Origin of the sequence: Shinella sp. JR1-6 (genome assembly GCF_004284735.1) — a bacterium.
Classification (GTDB): Bacteria; Pseudomonadota; Alphaproteobacteria; order Rhizobiales; family Rhizobiaceae; genus Shinella.
In genome coordinates this window covers 35,639-59,685 of sequence record NZ_SHMI01000013.1, presented here as the reverse complement: position 1 = coordinate 59,685, position 24,047 = coordinate 35,639, and the positions used below count along the sequence as shown (strand labels likewise).

Here is a 24,047-nt window from a genome sequence, read left to right as displayed (position 1 = left end):
TCTGCCCGCCCGGGCAGCAGGATCCGGGCGGGACGCTTTCCACGCAGTCAGGAGGAGACAGCGATGAGCAGCCTGGAAGAGCTCAGCCATCGGCATGAGGACGAGGCGAAGCTCGCCGAATCCGAAGCGGTGCCGCGCGGCGCACCCATCCTCGAATTGCGTGGACTGCAGAAGAAATACGGCCTCGTGGAAGCGCTGAAACCGGCGACGATCACGTTTCTGGCCGGCGAGATCCACGCCATCGTCGGCGAAAACGGCGCCGGCAAGTCCACCCTCATCAAGCTCCTGACCGGCGTCATCCGTCGCACGGCGGGTGACGTCTTCTGGTGTGGCAAGCCCGTGCAGCTGGCGACCCCGAACGAGGCGATCTCCCGCGGCATCAATGCCGTGCACCAGGAGGTCGTGCTCTGCCCGCATCTTTCGGTGGCGGCCAACATGTTTCTCGGCGATGAGATGAACCGCTACGGCCTGATGCGCAAGGCGGCCATGGAGCGTGCGGCTCAGGCGGTGCTCGATGATCTCGGCTTCCAGCTTCCCGCCGGCGCGCTCCTCGGCAGCCTCACCATCGGCCAGCAGCAGCTGGTCGCCACCGCCAAGGCTGCGATGCGCGGCATTCGCTTCCTCATCTTCGACGAACCGACCGCCTATCTGACGCGCCAGGAATCCGCCCAGCTCTTCCGTCTCATTCGCCGGCTACGCGACCAGGGCGTGACGATCGTCTATATCAGCCACCGCATGGAGGAGGTCTTCGAGCTGGCCGACCGCGTCTCGGTGCTGCGCGACGGCACCCATGTCGGCACGCGCCTGATCGGCGAGACCAATGAGAACGAGCTGATCGCGCTGATGATCAACCGCTCGATCGAACAGATCTACCACAAGGAAAAGGTACCGGCCGGCAAGGTCATCGTCGAGACGCGTGGACTGTCCGGCCCGGGTTTCAGCGATGTGTCGCTTTCCGTGCGCGCCGGCGAGATCGTCGGCCTCTACGGCCTCATCGGTGCCGGCCGCAGCGAGTTTGCCCTCGGCCTCTATGGTCGCCAGCCGATCTCGGCCGGTGAGATCTTCTGGGATGGCGCGAAGGTCGATATCCGCAACGAGCGCCAGGCGATGGACCTCGGCATCGCGCTTGCCCCGGAAAGCCGGCGCGACCAGGGTCTCTGCCTCAACCTGCCGATCGGCCTCAACATCAACCTGCCGGTCTTCAGGAAGCTGAGCTCGGGCCTGACGATCCGCCGCGGCGACGAGGCCGCGAATGCCGACCGCCAGATCCGCGATTTGCGTATCAAGACGCCGTCGCGCCACGTGCTCGCTTCCGCCATGTCCGGCGGCAACCAGCAGAAGATCGTCATCGGCAAGTGGTTGAGCCACGGTGCGCGGCTGTTCATCTTCGACGAGCCGACCGTCGGCGTCGATGTCGGCACCAAGGCGGAAATCTACCGCCTGTTCGGCGAACTCCTGAAGCAGGGCGCCGGCATCATCCTCATCTCGTCCTACTTGCCGGAAGTCTATGAACTTTCCGACCGGCTGCATGTCTTCAGGGGCGGCCGGCTCGTCGCCAGCCACGACCACCGGGCGGCCACCCATGAGGACGTCCTGACCCAGGCCATCGGCATCTGAATCGCCGCGCGAAAAAAGGGAGAAGAACATGAGCGTGGAAACGACGACGGAAAGCGCACCGGCCCCCAGGAAGGGCACGAACATCCTGCTCGGCCTGACCCTTCTCGGGCTGCTGCTGTTCCTCTGGCTGCTGCTCGGCCTTTCGACCAATGCCTTCTGGACACCGAACAACATCAGCAACCTGCTGCGCCAGGGGGCGATGACGGCAATCCTGGCAGTCGGCCAGACCTTCGTCATCATCACCGCCGGTATCGACCTCTCGGTCGGGGCCATCGTCGGCTTCACCAGCGTCATCGTCGCCTGGCTGCTGCAGGCCGGCGTGCCGCTCTGGCTGTCGATCATCCTGACGTTGCTGATCGGCGTCGCCATTGGCGCCTTCCACGGCTTCGGCATCGTGCGCATGGGCCTGCCGCCCTTCATCATCACGCTGGCGACGCTGACCTCGCTGCGCGGCATCGGCCTGCTCATCACCAACGGCTCGACGATCTCGATCAGCCACGAGGGTTTCACGAATTTCTCCCGCGCCGATTTCCTCGGCGTGCCGAGCCTGTTCTGGATGGTCATCCTGGTGGCCATCCCCGCCTTCGTCTTCCTGCATCTCTCGCGCTGGGGCCGTTATCTCTTCGCGGTCGGCTCGAACAGCGAGGCGGCGCGCCTTTCCGGCGTCAATGTCAACCGCACCATCTACCTCGCCTATATCCTGTCGGCGACCTGCGCCGCCTTTGTCGGCCTGCTGCTTGCCTCGCGCATCGGCATCGGCAATGCCACGCAGGCGGAAGGCTGGGAGCTGCAAGCGATCGCCTCGTCGGTGATCGGCGGAACCAGCCTCTTCGGCGCGGTCGGCTCGGTGCACGGGCCGCTGCTCGGCGCCTTCATCCTCGCAACCATCAACAACGGCGCGAACCTCCTCAACATCAACTCCTTCTGGCAGCGCATCATCACGGGGCTCCTCATCATCGTCATCGTCTATTTCGATCAGCTGCGCCGTCGCGGAAGCCGTTGAGATGAAAGCTGTCGTCTGTGTGGAACCCAGTCGCCTCGAAGCGGTCGAGCGTGAGAGCCCCACCGGCCTGCCGGAGGGCTGGGTGCGCGTCGCCGTCAGCCATGTCGGCATTTGCGGCACCGATTATCATATCTTCGAGGGCAAGCACCCGTTCCTCGACTATCCCCGGGTGATGGGCCACGAGGTCTCGGCCACCGTCCTCGATCCGGGCTCGAGCCAGCTTGTTGCCGGTGCATCCGTCGTCGTGAATCCCTATCTTTCCTGCGGCACCTGCGTGGCTTGCCGGCAGGGCAAACCGAACTGCTGCACGGCGATCCGCGTGCTCGGCGTGCATACCGACGGCGCCTTCTGCGAGGAGATCCTGCTGCCGGCGGACAATCTCTATCCGGCCGACGGCCTCTCGCTGGAGGCGGCGGCGACCGTGGAATTCCTGGCGATCGGTGCCCATGCGGTGCGCCGGTCCCTGGCGCCCGCCGGTTCGCGCGCCCTTGTCATCGGCGCCGGCCCGATCGGGCTCGGTACGGCGCTCTTCTCGCGTATTGCCGGTCATGACGTCACCTTGATGGATACTTCGACCGAGCGGCTTGCCATGGCGGCGGAGCGTTTTGGCCTGGTGAAGGGCATCCTTGCCGGCTCCGATGCGGCGGCCGCGGTGCTCGCGGCCACAGGCGGTGAAGGCTTCGATGTCGTCTTCGATGCGACGGGTTATGCGAAATCCATGGAGGCTGCCTTCCACCATGTCGCCCATGGCGGTGCGCTCGTGCTGGTTTCCGTGGTGAAGGAAGAGATCCGTTTTTCCGACCCGGAGTTTCACAAGCGCGAAATGATGCTGATCAGCAGCCGCAATGCCACACGTGTCGATTTCGAGCATGTGATGGAGAACATCCGCGCCGGCCGCGTGCCGGTCGAGGCGCTGGTGACCCATCGCACCACGCTTGCACATGTCCCGGTCGACCTTTCTCGGTGGGCGACCGAAAAATCGGGTCTGATCAAGGCGATTGTGCGTGTGGCGGGCTGAAAAAGGCCGGCGGAACGTCGAAAACGCGATGAAAAGCCTGAAATCCGTTCATGCCCGCGAAAGGTTCACAGGTTTAGGATGTCCGTGCGGCGTGTTGCCACGCAGCGAAAACATGTTAGTCTTTTCGCATCTGCGGAAACCGGGGTGACACGGTGCAGAGGGCGCTCAGCCCCGCACCCAGAATGGGGTATCGCGTCCGATGTATTATCAGCTCTACGAACTCAACCATGCGGTGATGGCGCCCTGGCGCGCTGTGGCGGACCAGATGCGCATCGCCTTCCGCAACCCGCTCAATCCGGTTTCCCATACCTATTTCGGCCGCACCATGGCTGCCGGCTTCGAGGTTCTCGAGCGCACCACCCGGCGCTACGGCAAGCCTGAATTCGATCTTCCCACCACGCTCATCGACGGCCAGAGCGTTTCCGTGCACGAAAAGATCGTCTGGCAGCGCCCGTTATGCAATCTCATCCATTTCGAGCGCTGTTTGCCGGCCGGTCATCGCAAGGACCCGAAGGTCCTGATCGTCGCGCCGATGTCGGGCCACTATGCGACGCTGCTGCGCGGTACGGTCGAGGCGCTGCTGCCGCATGCGGAGGTCCACATCACCGACTGGGTGGATGCGCGCATGGTGCCGCTGTCGGACGGCGGTTTCGATCTCGACGACTATATCGACTACGTCATCCAGATGCTGCATGCGCTGGGGCCGGATACCCATGTCGTCGCCGTCTGCCAGCCGGCAGTACCGGTGCTGGCGGCCGTTGCGGTCATGGAAGCCGACAACGACCCGCTGTCGCCCTCGACCATGACGCTGATGGGCGGGCCGATCGACACGCGCATCAACCCGACCGCCGTCAACAAGCTGGCGGAAGAAAAGCCGATCGAATGGTTCCGCGACAATGTCATCATGCCCGTTCCGTGGCCGCAGCCCGGCTTCATGCGCATGGTCTATCCGGGCTTCCTGCAATTATCGGGCTTCATGTCGATGAACCTCGACCGCCATGTCATCGCCCACAAGGAATTCTTCGCCCACCTCGTGAAGAACGACGGCGACGCGGCTGAAAAGCATCGTGACTTCTACGACGAATATCTTGCCGTCATGGATCTCACCGCCGAATTCTACCTCCAGACGGTCGAGACCGTGTTCATGAAACACGCGCTGCCGAAGGGTGAGATGATGCACCGCGGGCGTCCCGTCGACACGACGGCGATCCGCAAGGTGGCGCTGCTCACCGTCGAGGGCGAGAACGACGATATCTCGGGCGTCGGCCAGACGAAGGCGGCGCAGACGATCTGCACCAACATTCCCGATGACATGCGCATGCATTACATGCAGCCGGATGTCGGTCACTACGGCGTCTTCAACGGTTCGCGTTTCCGCCGGGAGATTGCTCCGCGCATCCTCTCCTTCATTGCCGAACATGCCCGCAGCGCAAAGGTGAAGCCGGCCGCGCCGCGCGTCATCAAGGGTGGCAAGGCCAGCGGCGGCGCCTGATTTTTCAGTCCTCTTTCAGGCGCTTGCCCGAATTCACAGGGCATCGTCTTGAATGCGATGGGCGGTCTAACCACATCGGATTCACCGGAAACCGAGGTGGTTTCCGTCGATCGTGAGGAAGATTGCACATGAACCAGTCAGCGCTCATTCGTCCGGACTGGACGCCTGCGACCATCGCCCTGATGGTGCTCGGCTTCGTGGTGTTCTGGCCGCTCGGCCTTGCCATGCTCGCCTACATCATCTTCGGCGACCGTCTGAAATCCTTCAAGAAAGACGCCAACGACACCGTCGATGGCATGTTCGCCTCCTGCCGGGGCAAGTTCGGCCGCCGCGGTGGTTCCGCTTTCCGTAGCGCCACTGGCAATGTCGCCTTCGACGACTGGCGCGATGCCGAGCTCTCCCGCCTCGACGAGGAACGCCGCAAGCTCGACGAGATGCGTGAAGAATTCGACTCCTATGTCCGCGAGCTTCGCCGGGCAAAGGATCAGGAAGAATTCGACCGCTTCATGCGCGAGCGCCGCGCCAACGGCCAGGGCGACGTTCCGGGCTTTCCGGCGACCTGACATCGTCTGAGCGGATGAGATGAAGACCGGCGCCTTGAGCGCCGGTTTTTCGTCGGGGCATTCCAGTTTCAGCCGAATCGGCTATGAAAGGCAGTATGTTCTCCTCGCTTCGCAAGCCCAGAAAGGCCCTGAAGACGCCGCCTCCACCGGAGCGGCGGGAAATGGACGTCAACGGCAAGCGCCTGCCGCTCACCATAAGGCGGGATTTTCGCGCGGCACGGCTGACCCTGCGCATCGAGCCGGGCGGGCGGGCACTGCGCATGACGGTGCCGAGCGGCATTGCCGAGCGCGAAATCCGCGATTTCCTCGATCGTCACCAGGGCTGGCTGATGACGAAGCTCGCCAAGTTCCGCACGACGAACGAACTCATGGACGGCGGCTACGTGATGATCCGCGGCGTCTCCCACCGCATCGAGGCGACCGGCCGCCTGCGCGGCCTGACGGAGGCCCTGGTTGTCGATGATGAGGCGGTGCTGCGCGTCGGCGGCATGGAGGAGAGCATTCCCCGTCGTATCTGCGATTTCCTGAAGAAGGAGGCCCGGCTGGAGCTGGAACGGCTCGTCGCCGTGCATGCCGGCCGCATCGGCAAACGCGTGAAGTCGCTGACGCTGCGCGATACCCGCAGCCGCTGGGGCTCCTGCTCGGCGGATGGCGCACTCAGCTTCTCCTGGCGCATCGCCATGGCGCCGCCTGGCGTGATCGATTATCTCGCCGCCCACGAGGTGGCGCATCTCAGGGAAATGAACCACAGCCCGGCCTTCTGGGCGTTGTGCGAGCAGCTCTGCCCGAAGACCGAGGATGCCAAGCGCTGGCTGAAGCGCAATGGCAGCCTGCTGCATGCGGTTGATTTCGGCTGAAGCGGTTTTGACCGGAAGGACTGGTCAGCGGCCGCGATCGGCCAGCGCCTCGCGGATTTTCCTGTCCGTATTGTACTGCCCCAGCGCATAGGCTGCCCAGATGGCCGCCGGCAGCCAGCCGATCAGCGTGATCTGCAGGATGAGGCAGATGATGCCGGCAATCGGCCGCCCGATGGTGAAAAACACGAGGAAGGGCAGCAGGATGGCAATGATAAGCCGCATGGGGATCTCCAAACTAGGGTCCCCCTCCATATGGGCCCGTTCGAAGCCTGCGCAAGGGCGGCGTTTCCCGAGGGTCGGATGCCGTCTTTCGGCTCGACTCTTCGGGTGATTCATGCGACTCCCTGCGCCCATGAAACGTGAAACGTCACTCGACATCAAAATCTGCGGGCTGAAGACCGAAGAGGCCGTCGACAGGGCCGTTGCGCTCGGCGCCACCCATATCGGCTTCATCTTCTTTCCCAAGAGCCCGCGCAACATCGAGCCGTCCGACGCCGGTCGTCTTGCGGATCGGGTGCGCGGCCGGGTGAAGATCGTTGCCGTCACTGTCAATGCTGACAATGACGCCCTCGACGAGATCGTCGACCAGCTCTCGCCGGATATCCTTCAGCTGCACGGCAGCGAAAGCCCGGAGCGCGTCCTGAACGTCAAGGCCGTCTACGGCCTGCCTGTCATAAAGGCCTTTTCGGTGCGCGAGGCGGACGATCTGAAGAAGATCGATCCCTATATCGGCATTGCCGACCGGTTCCTCTTCGATGCGAAGCCGCCGGCGGGCTCGGAGCTTCCTGGCGGCAATGGCGTCTCCTTCGACTGGACGCTCATGCATTTGCTTGACGGAAGCGTCGATTACATGCTTTCCGGTGGGTTGAACAAGGATAACCTCGCCGAGGCCATAAGGCTGACCGGCGCGCCGGGCATCGACGCCAGTTCCGGGGTCGAGAGCGCCCCGGGCGTCAAGGATCTCGGCCTGATGGATGCATTTTTTGAAGCGGCACGGGAAGCGGAACGCGAAACCGTTGCAGGGAGAGGCAAGTGAACCAGTCACCCAACCTGAATTCGTACCGTGAAGGTCCGGACGAGGACGGCCGTTTCGGCATTTTCGGCGGTCGTTTCGTCGCCGAAACCCTGATGCCTCTGATCCTCGATCTTCAGGAAGAGTGGAACAAGGCCAAGACCGATCCGGCCTTCCAGGCGGAGCTGAAGGAGCTTGGTGCGCACTATATTGGCCGTCCGAGCCCGCTTTATTATGCCGAGCGCCTGACGCAGCATCTCGGCGGCGCGAAGATCTATTTCAAGCGCGAGGAGCTGAACCACACCGGCTCGCACAAGATCAACAACTGTATCGGCCAGATCCTTCTCGCCAAGCGCATGGGCAAGACGCGCATCATCGCGGAAACCGGTGCCGGCCAGCACGGCGTGGCCTCGGCGACGGTCGCCGCGCGTTTCGGCTTCCCCTGCGTCGTCTACATGGGCGCGACGGATGTCGAGCGCCAGGCGCCGAACGTCTTCCGCATGAAGCTGCTCGGTGCCGACGTGCGCCCGGTCACCGCCGGACACGGCACGCTGAAGGACGCCATGAACGAGGCTCTGCGGGATTGGGTCACCAATGTCGAGGACACCTATTACCTGATCGGCACCGCCGCCGGCCCGCATCCCTATCCGGAACTGGTACGCGACTTCCAGGCCGTGATCGGCACGGAAGCCCGCGAGCAGCTGTTGCAAGCCGAAGGCCGCCTGCCGGACATGGTCATCGCTGCCGTCGGCGGCGGTTCCAATGCGATCGGCATCTTCCACCCCTTCCTGGATGACAAGAACGTCCAGATCGTCGGCGTTGAAGCGGGTGGCAAGGGGCTTGACGGCGACGAACACTGTGCCTCGCTGACCGCCGGCTCGCCGGGCGTTCTGCACGGCAACCGCACCTATCTGCTGCAGGATGCCGACGGCCAGATCAAGGAAGGCCATTCGATTTCCGCCGGCCTCGACTACCCGGGCATCGGCCCGGAGCACGCCTGGCTCCACCAGATCGGCCGTGCCGAATATGTGCCGATCATGGACGACGAGGCGTTGGAAGCCTTCCAGCTCTTGACCAAGCTCGAAGGCATCATCCCGGCGCTGGAGCCGAGCCACGCCATTGCCGAAGTGATCAAGCGCGCGCCGAAAATGGGCAAGGACCAGATCATCCTGATGAACCTCTCCGGCCGTGGTGACAAGGACATCTTCACCGTCGGCAAGATCCTCGGTATGGAGCTCTAAGATGACCGCACGCATGGACAAACGCTTCGCGGATCTCGCCGCCGAAGGTCGCCCGGCCCTTGTGACCTATTTCATGGGCGGCGATCCGGATTATGCCAGCTCGCTCGAGATCATGAGAGCGCTGCCGAAGGCAGGCTCCGACGTCATCGAACTCGGCATGCCCTTCTCCGATCCGATGGCCGACGGCCCAGCCATCCAGCTGGCCGGCCAGCGCGCGCTGAAGGGCGGGCAGACGCTCGCCAAGACGCTGCAGATGGCGCGCGACTTCCGCAAGGGTGACGATGCGACGCCGATCGTGCTGATGGGCTACTACAACCCGATCTACATCTACGGCGTCGATCGTTTCCTCGACGAGGCGCTGGAAGCCGGCATCGACGGCCTCATCGTCGTCGACCTGCCGCCGGAAATGGATGACGAACTCTGCCTGCCGGCGCTCGCCAAGGGTATCAACTTCATTCGCCTGGCAACGCCGACGACGGACGAGAAACGCCTGCCGGCGGTCCTGAAGAACACCTCCGGCTTCGTCTACTACGTATCGATGAACGGCATCACCGGCTCGGCCCTGCCGGATCCCTCGCTGATCGGTGGCGCAGTCGGCCGCATCAAGGCGCATACGAAGCTGCCGGTCTGCGTCGGCTTCGGCGTCAAGACGGCGGACCATGCCCGCGCCATCGGCGCCTCGGCGGATGGCGTCGTCGTCGGCACCGCGATTGTCAACCAGATCGCTTCCAGCCTGACGGCGGACGGCAAGGCCAGCGCCGCCACCGTCGCCGGCGTCGAGACGCTGGTGATGAGCCTCGCTTCGGGTGTGCGCGGCGCGCGCCTTGCGGCGGCGGAGTGAAATTCCCACATGGGATCGGATAAAGGCAATTGCGGGAAAAGCATGACGCGGTTTTCCCGGGATTGCGCAGATTAACGGGAGTCTAGACCGTGAACTGGATCACGAATTACGTTCGGCCGAAGATCAACTCGATGCTCGGCCGCCCCAACCGGGATGTTCCCGACAACCTCTGGATCAAGTGCCCGGAAACCGGCGAGATGGTGTTCCACCGCGATCTCGAGGAGAACAAGTGGGTCATTCCCGCCTCGGGCTACCACATGAAGATGCCGGCCAAGGCCCGCCTCAAGGATCTCTTCGACGATGGCGTCTACGAAGCCCTGCAGCAGCCGAAGGTCGCGCAGGATCCGCTGAAGTTCCGCGATTCGAAGAAGTACACGGATCGCCTGAAGGATAGCCGGATCAAGACCGACCTCGAAGACACGATTGTCGCCGGCGTCGGTAAGATGCGCGGCGTCAAGCTGGTCGCCGTCGTGCACGAGTTCAATTTCATGGGCGGCTCGCTCGGCATTGCCGCAGGCGAGGCGATCATCAAGGCCTTCGAACGGGCGATTGCCGAAAAGTGCCCGCTCGTCATGTTTCCCGCCTCGGGCGGCGCGCGCATGCAGGAAGGCATCCTTTCGCTGATGCAGCTGCCGCGCACCACGGTCGCCGTGGAGATGCTCAAGGAAGCGGGCCAGCCCTATATCGTCGTGCTCACCAACCCGACGACCGGCGGCGTGACGGCGTCCTACGCCATGCTGGGCGATATCCACCTTGCCGAGCCGGGCGCCGAAATCTGCTTTGCCGGCAAGCGCGTCATCGAGCAGACGATCCGCGAGAAGCTGCCTGAAGGCTTCCAGACCTCGGAATACCTTCTGGAACACGGCATGGTCGATCTCGTCGTCAATCGCCATGACATTCCCGATACGCTCGCCCGCCTTCTGAAGATCCTGATGAAGAAGCCGGCGACCGCATCGCTCACCAATGGCGCGGTCGCCATCGCGGCCCAGTAAGCCGGATCGGCGGAGAGCGGCATGACGACGGTATCGGCCAGCGAAGCGGCAGCGGAGATCGAGAAGCTTCTCGGTCTCCATCCCAAGGGGTTCGATCTTTCGCTGGACCGCATCACGCGGTTGCTTGCCGCGCTCGGCGATCCGCACCTGAAACTGCCGCCGGTCATCCATGTGGCCGGCACCAATGGCAAGGGCTCCGTCACCGCCTTCTGCCGCGCGATCCTGGAGGCCGAAGGCCTCGGCGTTCACGTCCACACCTCTCCCCATCTCGTCAACTGGCATGAGCGCTACCGTCTCGCCGTCAAGGGGGAACGCGGGGCTCTGGTCGGCGATGCCGTGCTCGCCGATGCGGTGCGCCGCGTGGCGGAGGCCAATGGCGGCGAAAAGATCACCGTTTTCGAAATCCTGACCGCTGTCACCTTCCTGCTCTTCTCCGAGCATCCGGCCGACGTGGCGATCATCGAGGTCGGCCTCGGTGGGCGCTTTGATGCGACCAATGTCATTCCGCGCCCCGCCGTTTCGGTGATCATGCCGATCTCGCTCGACCATCAGGCCTATCTCGGCGACCGGGTCGAGCTGATCGCAGCGGAGAAGGCGGGCATCATGAAGCGCGGCGCGCCCGTCGTCATCGGCTATCAGTCGGAAGAGGCGGCCCGCGATGTGCTGGTCGAGACCGCCGAGCGGCTTGGTTGCCCGCATGCGGTCTATGGCCAGGATTTCATGGCGCATGAGGAGTTCGGCCGCCTGGTCTATCAGGACGAATTCGGCCTTGCCGACCTGCCGTTGCCGCGCCTGCCTGGCCGCCACCAATATGCCAACGCCGCCGCGGCGATCCGCGCCGTCAAGGCTGCCGGCTTTGCCGTTTCCGAGCAGGCGCTGGAGCAGGGCCTTGCTCGCGTCGAATGGCCGGGCCGCCTGCAACGGCTGACGGATGGTGCGCTTCTGCGGCTTGCCCCGCGGGGCAGCGAGATCTGGGCCGATGGCGGGCACAATCCCGGTGCCGGCCAGGTTATCGCCGAAACCATGGCGAATTTCGAGGAGCGCGAGCCGCGCCCGCTCTTCCTCATCACCGGCATGATCAACACCAAGGATCCGGTCGGCTATTTCGAGCCGTTCGGTGGTCTTGCCGAACGGGTCTTCACCGTGCCGATCCGCGGCTCCGATGCCGGCCTTGATCCTCTTGCGCTTGCCGATGACGCGGCCCGCGCCGGCCTTGAGGCCCAGCCGCTGTCGACCGTTGCCGATGCGCTCGCCGAAATCGCCCGCATCACCGAAGAGGACGAGGTGCCGCCGCGCATCCTGATCGGCGGTTCGCTCTACCTCGTCGGCGATGTTCTTGCCGACAACGGAACGCCCCCCACCTGAGCACAAAAAAGCCCGGCCGAAGCCGGGCTTTCTCGTATCCAGTCATGCTGGCCAATCAGGCTGCGCTGGAAATCCAGCTCGAAAGGGCCGTCTTCGGCGCGGCGCCGACCTTGATGTCCGCGACTTCGCCGCCCTTGAACATGGCGAGCGTCGGAATGGAACGCACACCATACTGGGCGGCCAGTTCCGGGTTCTCGTCGATGTTCAGCTTGGCGACCTTCACCTTGCCGGCGAGTTCCGTCGAAATTTCCTCGAGCGCGGGGGCAATCATCTTGCACGGGCCGCACCATTCAGCCCAGAAATCGACGATGACAGGCTCTGCGGAATTGAGAACTTCAGTCTGGAAGTTGGACTGGTCGACTTTTACGGTAGCCATGAGGCTCTCCTTGGATGGTGATCGTTGTACTCAATGTGATGCTGGCGCGGGCTGGTTTCAAGGCCTGACACCGCTCTGCCGGTGGCCGGAAGGCGACCGGTCGTCCCGTCCGGTATCTCACTTCGAGGCGAGTTCGGCAAGGCTTGCCTCCATCAGGCCGGCGTCCAGCCAATAGGTTTTCGCCGCCTCCGTATAGATCAGCCCGCAGCGGATTTCCCGCGCCGGATAGAGTGGCATAAGGATCGCGCGGTAGATCGCAAGCTGCGCCCGGTGCTCGAAGGGAATGTCGGCATGCGAGGCCGGTGGCACACGGTTCGTCTTGAAATCGACGATCTCGACAGCCGCGTCGGTGATCGCCATGCGGTCGATGCGGCCGGAGACCGCATAGTCCCGGCTGCCGAGCGTCAGCGTGCCCATGATCGATACCTCTGCGCGGGCGGCCGGTGAAAAGATCGCGGCGAGGTCTTCGTCGCCGATCACCGCGAGCGCCGCTTCGACCAGCGAGGTCCGCGCGCTTTCCGGCCAGTGGGCGGCCGCCCGTTCGAGATAGCGCCGCGCTGCTGCGGGCCGTTCCGCGTCAGCGAAGGCGGGCAGGACCTGGAGGAAACGGTGCAGGATGCGCCCTCGCTCCATCGCAATGCCGGCGCCCGGAACGCTACCCTTCCGACCGAAGAGCGCCGAGGGCACCAGGAGGTCCGCCGCATCCGTCTCGATCACTGCTGCCGCACCCGAGGGGCTGAGCGGTCGCGGCAATGATTTCTGCGGTGGCAGGGGACGACCCAATGCTTCAGGAAGCGTAACCTTCACCTTGTCCTCGACGGGAGCCGTGGTGGCCGCCTCCAGGGTCGCCGCCCCGGCCTCGCGCCAGGAAAATCCCGGCCAGCTCTCGCCTGCCGTCGAAAAGGTCTTTTCAACGCACCGCGCACCATCGGCAGAAAGCGCCGCCGTGATCATCTGATGCCAGGTGTCCTTGTTCTCCAGCCGGCCGCGATAGCCGCAGACGACGAGGCGATCCGCCGCGCGGGTCATCGCCACGTAGAGCAGGCGGCGGTATTCCTCTTCCGCGCTGTCCTTGATGCGCTCCGCATCGGCCACCGTCAGCGCGTTGCCGAGATCCTTGAGCGGCAGCCAGGCCGGCAGGCCGCCGGCAAGGCCGGGTGCCGAGAGAAAACGCAGGTGCGGCATGTGGCTGGGGCTGAAGGGTTTTGCGCCGCCGTCGACGAGGAAGACCACCGGCGCCTCCAGGCCCTTGGCGGCATGCACCGTCATGATGCGGATCTCGCCGCGCGCCTTGTCCTGCTCGCGCTTGACGGTCGGGGCTTCGAGCTCCAGCGTGGAGACGAACGCCTGCAGGCCCGGCAGGCCGTTCTCCTCCTGCTCCAGCGCGAATGTCAGGAACTCGTCGATGATTTCGCCGGCTTCCGTCCCGAGCCGGGCGAGAAAGGCCCGCCGCCCGCCGCCGGCACCGAGAATACGCGCATAGAAATCGTGTACGGCCTGGCCCTGCGCATCGCGCAGCACGTCCCTGAGGCGCCGCACGATGCCGGCCAGCACAGCGTCTTCTTCCGCAGCCTCCGTCAGGCGCGCCCAGAGGCCCTGCCGTTCGCCGCGCCGCGCCGCCAGCGCAAACAGCGCCTCTTCGTCGAGATTGAACAGCGGGCTCTTCAGGAGCGCTGCCAGCGAAAGGTCGTCCTCCGGCAGAACGGCGAAGCGGCCGAGCGCCATCAGGTCCTGCACCGCGATGTGCTTCGTCAGCACCAGCCGGTCGGCGCCGGCGACAGGGAGATTGTGGCGCTGCTTCAGGGTGCGCGTCAGCGCATTGACGAAGGCATCGCGCTTGCGCACCAGCACGATGACGTCGCCGGCCGCCATGGGCCGCGTCTTACCCTTTTCCGTCACCGTCTCCCGGCCGATCCAGGCCGCGAGCGTATCGGCGATGCGCCGGGCCAGCACGTTGATCGGCGCCTCCTCGGCCACCGCGTCGAAGGGCGCTGTCCAGTCCTCCTCGTCAAGACCCGGCGGGGCGGCGATCACCTCCCAGATATCGACCGCGCCCGGTTCGCGCCCGCGGTTGGAGGCATGCACGATCTCGCTGCCGTCAGGCGTCAGGCCGCGCGCATTGGCGGGGTCGAGAAAGACCTGGTCGACCGCCGAGAGCACTTCGCGTGTCGAGCGGAAGGAGAGCAGCAGCCGGATCGGGCTGAAGGCGGTTTCCGCCGCCTGCGTCCGACGAAGAACTTCGCGGCCTTCCTCGGCAAACCGCTCCGGCCGGGCGCCTTGGAAGGAGTAGATCGACTGCTTCTCGTCGCCGACCGCAAAGATCGTGCGGTCGCGGCCTCGCGCCGTGTCGCCGGCAAAGAAATCGTCCGTCAGGGATTTGACGATCTGCCATTGCCGCGGGCTGGTGTCCTGCGCCTCGTCGACGAGGATATGGTCGATGCCCTGGTCGAGCTTGTAGTGCACCCAGGCGCTCACCCGCTCGCGCGTGAGCAGCCGTGCGGTGCGGTCGATCAGGTCGTCGAAGTCGAGCAGGCTGCGCGCCCGTTTCAGGTCTTCGTAGTCGCCGATCAGCCGCTCGGCGATGACGAGCGCCGCGCGCGTCGCCTCGTACATGCGGAACCGTCGCAACCGGTCGTCGCAGGCGACCACATGGGCCTGGGCAGCCAGAAGCGCGGTTTCGAAATGGGGGGCGCTGTCGCGAACCTTCTTCGACAGGAACGATCGGTCGAGGCTGCGGGGTGAGCCGGTGCCGGTGAAGAAGAGATCATGCAGTGCCGCGCGCTGCGCCTCGGCATCGGTGAGCCGGGCTACGCCGCGCAGGCCCGCGGCGGAGGTCTTCACCGTCTCGCTGCCGAGGCTCTCCGCCGCTGCGAGATAGGATTCGAGAACCGCGCCTTGCAAACCGTCGAGCGGCCAGAATGCGGCGAGGATGTCGTCTGCCGTCTCGTGCGGGTCGAGCCCGGTTTCCCGGCGCAGCACGGCATCCATGCCGCCCGCCTTCGCGGCGCTGTCCAGGAACTCACGGATCTGTCCGCGGCTCGCCACGATATCGGCGATCAGCCGCTCCAGCCCGGTGTCGTCGGCAATGTCGAGCACGGTGGCGAAGGCGGCCGCCAGTGTGCTGTCGTCCTCGTTCGTCGTCGCGGTCAGCAGTGTCCGGCGGGCATCGGCCAGCAGCACGGCCGCGGCCCGGTCGTCGAGCACGGAGAAGTGGCCGGCGACATTGGCTTCCAGCGGAAACTGGTGCAGCAGTGCCTCGCAGAAGGCGTGGATCGTCTGGATCTTCAGCCCGCCCGGCGTTTCGAGCGCACGCGCGAAGAGGCGGCGCGCCTCGGCAAGCTTGAACAGGTCCGGCTCTCTGCCCTCGATCGCCGCCACGCGCGCCGACAGGGCTTCGTCGGAGAGCGTTGCCCATTCGGCCAGCCGCTCGAAGACGCGGTTCGACATTTCGGAAGCCGCAGCCTTGGTATAGGTGAGGCAGAGGATGGCGGAGGGCCGGCAACCGGCGAGAAGCAGGCGGATCACGCGCTGCGTCAGCACATGGGTCTTGCCCGAGCCGGCATTGGCCGAAACCCAGGCCGAGCGGGCGGGATCGGAGGCCGTCGCCTGTTTCTGCGTGGTCCAGCTCAGCCAGGCGGCGGGCTCGGCGGAGGCGGGCCGATCGTCCTCAAGCATCCTCGCTCTCCCCGTTGCTTTCCGCCGAGGACCATTCGGCGACGCGCGCCAGATGGTCGTATTCCCCGCCATAGTCCCGTTCCTGTTCGGGAATGAGCCGGGAGGCAAAACCATAGCGGCCTTCGATGAGGCCCGTCAGAAGCTTTTCCAGCTCCGTCAACGCTTCCTCGGCAAGCTCGACCGCGGATTTCGGTGTGGCGTTCGCCGATTTGGCGTGCTCGTTGTTCACCTGCTCGGCCTTGAACCGTTCGCCGGGTTTGAGGCGCACATAGAGAAGGTTCGCCGGCTCGCGAAGCCCCGGTCCGCGGAAGGCGCCGCGCCGGATCGCCGCCGCTTCCAGCGCGAGCTGCGGATCGAGCAGCGCCCGCGCCACCTTCAGCGACGGCGTGCTGCCGGTCTTGTAGTCGAGGAGATCCGCGCCGCCATCCGGCAGAATGTCGATGCGGTCGGCAATGCCGGTCAGGCGGATGCCGCCGACCGAAAGATTGAGCGAGGCCGGCACCTCCGTCAGGCTCTCGCGCACGCCGCCTGCCCGCTCGAGGTGCCAGTGGACGAATGCGCGGGCGACGGCGGCAAAGCGCGGCCGCCAGACGGCATCGATATGCGGGGGCAGGGCGACAGCGTCGAATTCTTCCGCAAGGATGCGGCCGATGAGGGCGAAGGGCTCGCCGCTCGCTTCCTCGCGCACGAAACGATCGACGATACGATGGTAAAGCGAGCCGCGCTCGGCCGGCCCCGGATCGAGATTGAAGGGAGCGACCGGGTCGAGGCGCAGGATATGGCGGGCATAGATCGCATAGGGGTCGCGCCGGAGGCGCCCCACTTCGCTGAACGAGTATTTCTTCGGCTGCAGCTCGGCCGGCGGATGCGGCGCCGGGCGCCGGGCGGTCGGTACGGACGGGCTGCGATCAATCTCGTTCGCCCAGTCGATGAGACTTTTTCCGCGCGCCCTGAGGTCTGCGGCAAGGGTGGGGCCGCCGACGGCGATGAGCCGTTGCAGCCAGCGCGAGGCGACGGTTGGTGCGGTGCCGTTGCGCAGCGCCCGCGTCAGTACCAGTTTCGGCGCGGCTGCGGCCATCTGCAGGTCGTGGCCGAGCTGTCCGATGCGCCGTTCCGGCGGCTCCAGGCCGATCTCCACCTTCATGACGCGCGACAGGAAGGCGTCGTTCGCCGCCTGCCCCGGCCAGGTGCCCTCGTTGAGCCCACCGATCACCACCGTATCGACGCTCTGCAGGCGCGATTCGAGCGCGCCGAAGATGAAGACGCGCGGATGGCGCATGGAGCGCGGCTTGACGCTCTCGCTGGCCGCCAGCGCCTCGATGATGTCGCACCATTGCGGCCCATCGGCCTCGATCTGCCCGTCCGTCTCGATCACGCTCTTGAGGAGGTTCGCCAGGCTGTCGCCAGCCTCGCCGGACCAGAGGGCGGCAAGGTTGCCCTGTTCGTCCACCGCCGCCGCTTCGAGCACCCGGCCGGTCCGTTCCGACCAGTCGGAGACCGGAAGCTTCGAGGAGAAGCGTCGCCCCGTGCGGCTTTCCTGCACGAGCGCGCCGGCAAGCGGCTCGACCGCTTCGGCGATACGGCGTGCGAGATCGCGGGCAAGGGGGATGGCAGCCTCGGAAAGCGCCGTGCGCCACTCCGGCGGGTGGCGATCCAGTGCCTGACGGGCAAGCGCGGCCTCTAGCAGCGGTTCGAGCGTGGAGATGTCGATCTCGGCCGTGCCGCCGCGCAGCGCTGTCAGTTCCAGCGCCGCTACGGCGACGGCCAGGTCCGCTGCGGGCAGGCCGAAGCGGGCGAGGGGGTGTTTCAGCAGCGCGACGAGTGGCACCGGGTCGCCCGGCCGCAGTGCTGCCTCGTTGAGGAGACGCAGGAGCGTGCCCTGCGGTGTGGAAAGCAACGGTGTGCCGGCCGAATCGTCCGCCTCGATACCGAAGCGGGCAAGCTCCGCCGCCACGCGCCGGCCGAGCTTGCGGTCGGGCGTGATCAGTGCCGCCTGGGTGTCCTCGCCATCCTCCAGCGCCAGCCGCAGCGCAATCGCGATCGCCACCGCCTCCTCTCGCTCGTTGGCCGCCTCGACGAGCGACACGGCCTCGAAGGCCCCGGCCAGGCGGCCCGCATCGAGCATGCCGCGAACCTCGCCCCAGCCGGATGTTGCCTGGGTCGGCAGGAAGGCGCTGGAGAGGACCTGCGAGCGGTATTCCAGCGCTTCGGGTGGTGTGCCGAGCAAGTCGACATCCGCACGTGTGCAGCCCATGCGGGCGAGCAGGCGGTGGAGGCCGTATTGCGGATGGCTGCGGGCGGTGGCATCGGGTTTCAGGGCGCCGTCGCTGCCCGCATGGTGGCCGACGAGCAGCCATTCGGCATCCGACATGAAGCGATCGAGCCCCGGCAGGATCACCACGCCGTTCGGCAGGTCCGCCACGGCCGCGATCAGGCCGGCGGTTGCGGGAATGGAGCCGGTGGAACCGGCGATGACGACGGGGCCGGCGGGCGGCGTGGTGCGGTAGCGCTCGGTCTCGGCATGCAGTGTCGCATTGCGCCGCAGCGACGGGGAGGAGCGGTTGAGCTCCGTCAGCCGTGCCGGCCAGAATTCGCTGGCGATTTTCAGGAATTCGGCGGTGAGCTGCCACCAGAGCGCATGGTTGGAGACGTCGAGATTGTCGAGCGCCAGCCAGTCGAGCTCTTCCGTCTCCATCGCGTCGATGATCTCGGCGAGGTTGCGGGCGAGCCACACGGCATCGGCGGGGCTCGCGGGCGCAACGAGCGGACTTTCCGCATGAACGGAGGTGACCGCTGCAGGCAGCTGGTTGCGCCAGGCGAGCACGAGGCGGGCGAGTTCGAGAAGACGCGTCGGGCCGGACAGCGGCTCGGCCATGTCGAGCAGTGCCGGCGCGGCCTCGTCGAAGAAGCCGCTGTCGTCGTCGGTCTCGCCGAGCGCGCGGATGACCGGCAGGATGGCCGAGCGTCCGCCGAAGAGATCGACGAATTCCGAGCGCAGCACGCGGGCGGAGCGGCGGGTCGGCACGTAGATCGTGACGTCGGCCAGCGCCAGCGGATCGGTGGGGTCATAGGTGAAGCCGGGCACGAGCCGGCCGTCGACAAGGCTTTGGGCAGTCGTCCTCAAGAAAGGCAGGCTCGCCGGGATGGAGTAGATGCGTCCGCGTGCCCGCGTCACGCCGCCGCCTCGCGCGCCGCGCCGATGACGGCTTCCGCCGCGCCGATCGCATCCGGCGTGCCGACGGTGATCCAGTGGCCGTCCATCACGAGGCCGTAGAGGCGGCCCGTCTCGATTGCCCGGTCGAAATAGATGTTGAGGTTGAAGGCGTCCCCGGGCGCGTCGTCGAAGAGGGCCGGCATCATGGCGATGGCGCCGGCATAGACGAAGGGCGTTCCGTCGCCCTCCCGGTAGCGCGCCAGCCGCCCGTCGGCGTCCATTGAGAAATCCTTCTTGCCGTTGTGGCCGGTCGTGTCCTCCAGCTTCACGCAGAGCAGCAGCATGTCCATGCGCTCGGGGTCGAAGGCCTCGGCCAGCCGTTCGAGATTGCTCGGCTCGCCGAGCTTCTCGCCGATCCAGAAGAGGTCGGCATTCATGACAAAGACGGGGTCGCGGTTCAGCAGCTTCAGGCCCTTGGCGAGGCCGCCGCCGGAATTCATCAGTTGATCGGTCTCGTCGGAGAGGATGATTTCGGGAGCCGTGCGACCGGCGAGATGGGCGATCATCTGGTCGGCGAAATGGTGCACGTTGACGACGGCGCGCTTGACGCCCGCTGCGGCCAGCGCATCGAGCCCGTAGTCGATCATCGCCTTGCCGGCGACCGGCACCAGCGGCTTGGGCATCGTGTCGGTGATGGGGCGCAAGCGGGTGCCGAGGCCGGCGGCCAGCACCATGGCGTCTTCGATCTTCATCGGGGTTTCCAGGGCCATTTCAGCAAGAGTGCCATGCTAGTCTGCGCAAAAGGGACGCAAAAGAGATCCTCATGATTCGGTCGCGAGGATTCCAGCCTTTTCGCACCAGTCGCGCAAGGGGGCGAGATCGGGATGGGCGAGCGCCCGTTCCAGATTGCGGAAGGTGCGCGGCATATGGTTCATGTAGACGGGCTTGCCGTCGCGCTGCATCAGCCGCACCCAGAGGCCGACGAGCTTGCAGTTGCGCTGCGCCGCCATGACGTGCCAGTCGCGCAGGAACCGGTCCCGGTCGAAGCCGGGATCCGCAGCCCGCAGCGAAAGGTAGTGGTCGAGAACGCTTTCCGCCACGTCCTCCGGCATGTCGACACGCGCATCCTGCACCAGCGAGGCGACGTCGTAGGCCGAGGGGCCGATCATCGCGTCCTGGAAGTCGATGATGCCGACCCGGTCGGTGCCGGTTGCCTCCGGCCGCCAGATGATGTTCGGGGAGTGGAAGTCGCGCAGCAGAAGATTGTGCTCGGCGGCGGCAAGGCTGTCGATCAGCCCGTCCCAAAGGGCGATATAGCTGCGGCGCTCGTCCTGGCTTGCCGGCGTGCCGCGCTTGAAGGGCAGGTACCAGTCGGTGAGCAGGCTCACCTCGATCTGCATGGCGTCGCGGTCGAAATCCGGTACGCGGTGCACGATGTCTCCGGCAACGGGAAGATCCCGCTGCGCGGGCTCGCCATGCAGACGCGCAAGGCAGGCGGCACTCTCGCGGTAGCGCTCGGCGATCGGCATGCCGTTTTCGTCGAGAACGCCTTCGCTGCCGAGATCCTCGATCAGCAGAATGCCCTCATCGATATCCATTTCGTGGATCGCCGGCGCGCGCAGGTCGCGCGCGACGAGATACTGGCCGATCGCGATGAAGGGTTTCACATCCTCGGCGATATGGGCGATCTGCTGGTAATATTTTCCATGCGCAAGGATGGGTCCGGGCGTGTGGCGCGGCGAATCCATCAGCACGAAACGTGCGCCATCGACATGGACATGCTCATAGGCGCGCACCGAGGCATCGCCCGTCAGGTGGCGGCGCGTGGCATTTCGGTAGCCGGCTTCATCGAGGAAGGCGCGGATCGCCAGGGAGCGGCGGATGCGTGCCAAGGCCGGTGCCGGGGCGTCGACGGTGACGCGCCGTCCCTCACCCTCATGCAGGAAAGTAAGCGTGATGCCGTCTGCCGGCAGCGTGCCAGACCCCTTTTCCGGCCATTCGACGAGGCAGATGCAGTCAGACAGCGCCTCGTCGAAGCCGAGTTCGTCGATCTCGGCAGCATCGGCGATGCGGTAAAGGTCGAAATGGGCGACGGGGATGCGCAGCTCGTAGCTCTGGACCAGCGTGAAGGTCGGGCTCGGCACTTCAAGATAGGCGTCGTTGGCGATCGCCCGGATCAGTGCGCGGGAAAAGGTCGACTTGCCGGCGCCAAGATCGCCCGACAGCGCGACATAGTCGCCGCGCTTCAGGCCGAGCGCCATGTCCTCGCCGAAGCGGATGGTCGCTGCTTCGTCGGGAAGGAAGAGGTCGAGCGCCATCCGGGCCTATTCCGCCGCAGCGAAGGACGTCATCGTCGCAGACGGAATGCGGCAGGTGACATCGGTGCCGCGGCCTTCATGGCTGTCGATCGTGACGGTGCCGTGGTGCAGGCTGACGAAGCTTTCGACGATCGAGAGGCCCAGGCCTGCACCGCCGCGCCGGCCATGGCTTTCGAAGCGATCGAACACCGTCTTCAGCACGTCCTGCGGAATGCCGGGCCCGCGGTCGGAAACGGTGAAGACGAGGTCGGCGCTCTCGCGCCAGCATTTGAGGCTGATCGAGCTGCCTTCCGGTGCGAAATTGGCGGCATTGCTCAAAAGCTTGATGAGGATCTGCTTGAGGCGCTGCTGGTCGGCGACGATGGTGCCGAGATTGTCGGGCGCGGTGATTTCCAGTGTCACCTGCGCTTCGTACAGCCGGTCGGCAAACTGCATGGAGACGTCGTCGAGCAGGTCCGTCAGGTTGATCTCGCTATAGTCGAGCTCCATGATACCGGCATCGACGGTGGCAAGGTCGAGGATATCGTTGACGATGGTGAGCAGCACCGCCGAGGATGTCGCGATGTGATCGACATATTCGGCCTGCCGGTCGTTGAGCTCGCCCATGGTCGGCGTCTTCAGGAGATCGGCAAAACCGATGATGTTGGTCAGCGGCGAGCGCAGCTCGTAGGAAACGTGCTGGACGAAATCGTTCTTCAGCGCATCGGCCTTGCGCAGGGCCTCGTTCTTTTCCGTGAGGGCCCGGCTGACGCGCACGCTGTCGGTGATGTTGACGAAGGTCAGCATCGTCTGGGCGTTGGAAAGCGGGATGACGGCGAAGTCGAGCACCAGGCCGGTGCGCAGCTCCAGCACGCCCTGGCAGGAGGGCCGCTCGTCATCGAAGCTGGTGATGATATGGGCAAAACGCTTCCAGCCGTCCGGCTTGTCATAGGACGGCGCGCAGGCCTGTTCGATGGCGCGGATATGGGTGCCGGATTTCGCCTCGGCCTCGCTGATACCCCAGAGCGCACGGAAGGCTGGGTTGGAGAGGCGGATGCGTCCGTCCGGGCTGAACACGGCGACGCCTTCGGCCAGATGGTCGATCGTCTCGTCCTGCACCTGTACAAGCGTATTGTAGCGCGTCTCGAGATCGACCTTTTCGGTCAGGTTCTCGAACACCCAGGTCGCGCCACCCTGCGGCCGCGCAGTGGCGAAGACACGCAGCGTCTGGCCGTTCGGCAGGTGCCAGAGGTCGGTCTGGGTGTCGATGGCGCGGTAGACGGAAAGCGCGGTGTCCTTCCACTGTTTCCAGTTGAGCTGTTCCGGCAGCTTTCCGTTGGCGCGCAGGCGGTCGAGCAGTTCGCCATTGCCGGGTTTGCCCTCGAGGAAGGCCGTGTCGATCTCCCACATACGCTGGAAGGCCTGGTTGTAGAATTGCAGGCGCTGCTCGCCGTCGAAGATGGCGACGGGGGTCGCGAGATGATCGAGCGTCTCGGCGTGGCTCTTCAGCGTGCGCACCAGCTCCTCGCGCACCGCCTCGATGTCGGAGACATTGACGGCGATGCCGGCCGAACCTGTCGGGCTGCGTGCATCGACGACGTCGAAGAAGCTGCGGTTGCCGTGTACGACAGTCGAGACCTTGTCGCGGAACGGCGCATCATAGGTGCTGGCGGCGCGGATCTTTTCGCGCGCGATGGTCGGCAGCAGCTCGCGCCCCTCGGCCACGGCGCCGGCGGCATCCTTGGCCTCGACGGCTTCGGCATAGGCCTCGTTCACCCACGCGAGCGAGCCGTCGGCCGCGCGCTGCCAGACGGGCAGGTCGATCTGGTCGAGCAGGCCCTGCAGCGTGGTGAGCGCCTGGACCAGCCGGTCGCGCTCCAGCCTCAGTTCGGCAGCTTCCGCGCGCAGGTTGTTCAGCGCGACGAAGCGCACGAAGGCCTGGCCGCCGGAAACGCGTCCCTGCGCTTCCAGCACTTCCTCGCGGCTCGTTTCGAGGATCAGGTCGAAACTCTGCGCCTGCGAGCGCAGCTTTTCGACGGCGCGCTCGATTTCGGCGGCGGAGGTCGGCTTCAGCCAGCGGCCGAAGGCGAGGAAGTCGCGGTCGGCCAGCGGCGCTCCGGTCTCTGCCGGAAGCTGGCCCAGGAATTCTGGTTTATCCGAAAGGCCGTCCCAGACGACGATGCGCCGGTCCTTGTCGCCGATCAGTGCCTGGAGACGGGAAACATTGTGGCGCGCATCGGAAAGATGCGCCTTCAGTTCGCGGCTTTCCGCTTCCATGCGGCCACGCTGGCGGATCATCCAGATCGCCGAAACCATCGCTGCCGACATCACGCCGAGCAGCATGGAAACGGTGACGATCTCCGTGGTGGCGAGATAGGGGCCGGCGGCATGCGCCGGGCCGGCAAGCGCCGTCAGCGCCGAGCCGGCCGACAGTGCCGATACGAGACGGCGCTTGCTGCCCGTAAACCATTCATTAACCATAAATTTATTCTGCGCATAGGAATGCGCCCTGTCCCGCCCCGGCATGGCAAAAGCCTGCCCGGA

18 protein-coding genes are annotated in these 24,047 nt (G+C 65.5%); 11 read left to right on the top strand and 7 right to left on the bottom strand.

Going from position 1 to position 24,047, the window contains the following annotated elements; all coding sequences use genetic code 11:
• Positions 1-63: 63 nt before the first annotated feature.
• The 6 genes from EXZ48_RS21210 to EXZ48_RS21185 all read left to right on the top strand — a co-directional run bounded on the left by EXZ48_RS21210 (position 64) and on the right by EXZ48_RS21185 (position 6,550).
• Positions 64-1,617: a sugar ABC transporter ATP-binding protein gene (locus EXZ48_RS21210; RefSeq protein ID WP_130518078.1), complete on the top strand. Its 1,554-nt coding sequence runs from the start codon at positions 64-66 to the stop codon at positions 1,615-1,617.
• 28 nt (positions 1,618-1,645) lie between these two features.
• Complete coding sequence (locus tag EXZ48_RS21205) at positions 1,646-2,620, top strand: ABC transporter permease (RefSeq protein ID WP_023513414.1); 975 nt, start codon at positions 1,646-1,648, stop codon at positions 2,618-2,620.
• A 1-nt stretch (position 2,621) separates the two neighbouring features.
• The gene (locus tag EXZ48_RS21200) at positions 2,622-3,638 is read left to right on the top strand and encodes a zinc-binding alcohol dehydrogenase family protein (RefSeq protein ID WP_130518076.1); all 1,017 of its coding nucleotides are present in this window, start codon (positions 2,622-2,624) and stop codon (positions 3,636-3,638) included.
• A 199-nt stretch (positions 3,639-3,837) separates the two neighbouring features.
• Positions 3,838-5,130: a polyhydroxyalkanoate depolymerase gene (phaZ, locus tag EXZ48_RS21195; RefSeq protein WP_130518074.1), complete on the top strand. Its 1,293-nt coding sequence runs from the start codon at positions 3,838-3,840 to the stop codon at positions 5,128-5,130.
• Positions 5,131-5,258: 128 nt separating this feature from the next.
• The gene (locus EXZ48_RS21190; RefSeq protein WP_023513827.1) at positions 5,259-5,693 is read left to right on the top strand and encodes a DUF2852 domain-containing protein; all 435 of its coding nucleotides are present in this window, start codon (positions 5,259-5,261) and stop codon (positions 5,691-5,693) included.
• Positions 5,694-5,788: 95 nt separating this feature from the next.
• Entirely contained in the window at positions 5,789-6,550 is a 762-nt protein-coding gene (locus EXZ48_RS21185; RefSeq protein WP_130518072.1) for a M48 family metallopeptidase, read from the top strand.
• 24 nt (positions 6,551-6,574) lie between these two features.
• Here EXZ48_RS21185 and EXZ48_RS21180 read toward each other — a convergent pair whose 3' ends face one another.
• On the bottom strand, positions 6,575-6,772 hold the full coding sequence (locus tag EXZ48_RS21180) for a YqaE/Pmp3 family membrane protein (RefSeq protein WP_130518070.1): 198 nt from the start codon (positions 6,770-6,772) through the stop codon (positions 6,575-6,577).
• A gap of 130 nt (positions 6,773-6,902) precedes the next feature.
• Here EXZ48_RS21180 and EXZ48_RS21175 point away from each other — a divergent pair, with 130 nt between their 5' ends.
• The 5 genes from EXZ48_RS21175 (at position 6,903) to EXZ48_RS21155 (ending at position 12,001) form a co-directional block, all read left to right on the top strand.
• Complete coding sequence (locus EXZ48_RS21175) at positions 6,903-7,586, top strand: phosphoribosylanthranilate isomerase (RefSeq protein ID WP_023513830.1); 684 nt, start codon at positions 6,903-6,905, stop codon at positions 7,584-7,586.
• The gene (gene trpB, locus EXZ48_RS21170) at positions 7,583-8,803 is read left to right on the top strand and encodes a tryptophan synthase subunit beta (protein ID WP_023513831.1); all 1,221 of its coding nucleotides are present in this window, start codon (positions 7,583-7,585) and stop codon (positions 8,801-8,803) included. The genes EXZ48_RS21175 and trpB overlap by 4 nt, the downstream gene beginning before the upstream one ends.
• A 1-nt stretch (position 8,804) precedes the next feature.
• On the top strand, positions 8,805-9,644 hold the full coding sequence (gene trpA, locus EXZ48_RS21165; RefSeq protein WP_050745381.1) for a tryptophan synthase subunit alpha: 840 nt from the start codon (positions 8,805-8,807) through the stop codon (positions 9,642-9,644).
• Positions 9,645-9,733: 89 nt separating this feature from the next.
• Positions 9,734-10,636, top strand: a complete 903-nt coding sequence (gene accD, locus EXZ48_RS21160; RefSeq protein ID WP_023513833.1) for an acetyl-CoA carboxylase, carboxyltransferase subunit beta — start codon at positions 9,734-9,736, stop codon at positions 10,634-10,636.
• A gap of 21 nt (positions 10,637-10,657) precedes the next feature.
• A complete protein-coding gene (locus EXZ48_RS21155; RefSeq protein WP_130518068.1) occupies positions 10,658-12,001 on the top strand; it encodes a folylpolyglutamate synthase/dihydrofolate synthase family protein in 1,344 nt (447 codons plus the stop codon).
• A 55-nt stretch (positions 12,002-12,056) separates the two neighbouring features.
• Here the strand turns inward: EXZ48_RS21155 and trxA are convergent, their stop codons facing one another.
• From trxA to EXZ48_RS21125, 6 genes are all read right to left on the bottom strand, one after another.
• The gene (gene trxA, locus EXZ48_RS21150) at positions 12,057-12,377 is read right to left on the bottom strand and encodes a thioredoxin (protein ID WP_130518066.1); all 321 of its coding nucleotides are present in this window, start codon (positions 12,375-12,377) and stop codon (positions 12,057-12,059) included.
• A gap of 117 nt (positions 12,378-12,494) precedes the next feature.
• A complete protein-coding gene (gene addA / locus EXZ48_RS21145) occupies positions 12,495-16,052 on the bottom strand; it encodes a double-strand break repair helicase AddA (RefSeq protein ID WP_130518064.1) in 3,558 nt (1,185 codons plus the stop codon).
• Positions 16,045-19,227, bottom strand: coding sequence for a double-strand break repair protein AddB (gene addB / locus EXZ48_RS21140; RefSeq protein WP_130518062.1), 3,183 nt, complete (start codon positions 19,225-19,227; stop codon positions 16,045-16,047). Before addB ends, addA begins: the two co-directional genes overlap by 8 nt.
• Positions 19,224-19,958, bottom strand: coding sequence for a nucleotidyltransferase family protein (locus EXZ48_RS21135; protein ID WP_130518060.1), 735 nt, complete (start codon positions 19,956-19,958; stop codon positions 19,224-19,226). The genes addB and EXZ48_RS21135 overlap by 4 nt, the downstream gene beginning before the upstream one ends.
• A 69-nt stretch (positions 19,959-20,027) precedes the next feature.
• Positions 20,028-21,524, bottom strand: coding sequence for a tRNA (adenosine(37)-N6)-threonylcarbamoyltransferase complex ATPase subunit type 1 TsaE (tsaE, locus tag EXZ48_RS21130; protein WP_130518058.1), 1,497 nt, complete (start codon positions 21,522-21,524; stop codon positions 20,028-20,030).
• A 6-nt stretch (positions 21,525-21,530) separates the two neighbouring features.
• Positions 21,531-23,984 carry a PAS domain-containing sensor histidine kinase gene (locus tag EXZ48_RS21125; protein WP_037408771.1) on the bottom strand — a complete coding sequence of 818 codons (2,454 nt, stop codon included), beginning with the start codon at positions 23,982-23,984 and terminating at the stop codon, positions 21,531-21,533.
• Positions 23,985-24,047: the final 63 nt, after the last annotated feature.

Bases quoted from the DNA above. Each gene is read 5' to 3' on its own strand.
- EXZ48_RS21210 (WP_130518078.1), top strand. From the start codon at position 64: ATGAGCAGCCTGGAAGAGCTCAGCCATCGGCATGAGGACGAGGCGAAG.
- EXZ48_RS21205 (WP_023513414.1), top strand. From the start codon at position 1,646: ATGAGCGTGGAAACGACGACGGAAAGCGCACCGGCCCCCAGGAAGGGC.
- EXZ48_RS21200 (WP_130518076.1), top strand. From the start codon at position 2,622: ATGAAAGCTGTCGTCTGTGTGGAACCCAGTCGCCTCGAAGCGGTCGAG.
- phaZ (WP_130518074.1), top strand. From the start codon at position 3,838: ATGTATTATCAGCTCTACGAACTCAACCATGCGGTGATGGCGCCCTGG.
- EXZ48_RS21190 (WP_023513827.1), top strand. From the start codon at position 5,259: ATGAACCAGTCAGCGCTCATTCGTCCGGACTGGACGCCTGCGACCATC.
- EXZ48_RS21185 (WP_130518072.1), top strand. From the start codon at position 5,789: ATGTTCTCCTCGCTTCGCAAGCCCAGAAAGGCCCTGAAGACGCCGCCT.
- EXZ48_RS21180 (WP_130518070.1), bottom strand. From the start codon at position 6,772: ATGCGGCTTATCATTGCCATCCTGCTGCCCTTCCTCGTGTTTTTCACC.
- EXZ48_RS21175 (WP_023513830.1), top strand. From the start codon at position 6,903: ATGAAACGTGAAACGTCACTCGACATCAAAATCTGCGGGCTGAAGACC.
- trpA (WP_050745381.1), top strand. From the start codon at position 8,805: ATGACCGCACGCATGGACAAACGCTTCGCGGATCTCGCCGCCGAAGGT.
- EXZ48_RS21155 (WP_130518068.1), top strand. From the start codon at position 10,658: ATGACGACGGTATCGGCCAGCGAAGCGGCAGCGGAGATCGAGAAGCTT.
- trxA (WP_130518066.1), bottom strand. From the start codon at position 12,377: ATGGCTACCGTAAAAGTCGACCAGTCCAACTTCCAGACTGAAGTTCTC.
- addA (WP_130518064.1), bottom strand. From the start codon at position 16,052: ATGCTTGAGGACGATCGGCCCGCCTCCGCCGAGCCCGCCGCCTGGCTG.
- EXZ48_RS21135 (WP_130518060.1), bottom strand. From the start codon at position 19,958: ATGAAGATCGAAGACGCCATGGTGCTGGCCGCCGGCCTCGGCACCCGC.
- tsaE (WP_130518058.1), bottom strand. From the start codon at position 21,524: ATGGCGCTCGACCTCTTCCTTCCCGACGAAGCAGCGACCATCCGCTTC.
- EXZ48_RS21125 (WP_037408771.1), bottom strand. From the start codon at position 23,984: ATGGTTAATGAATGGTTTACGGGCAGCAAGCGCCGTCTCGTATCGGCA.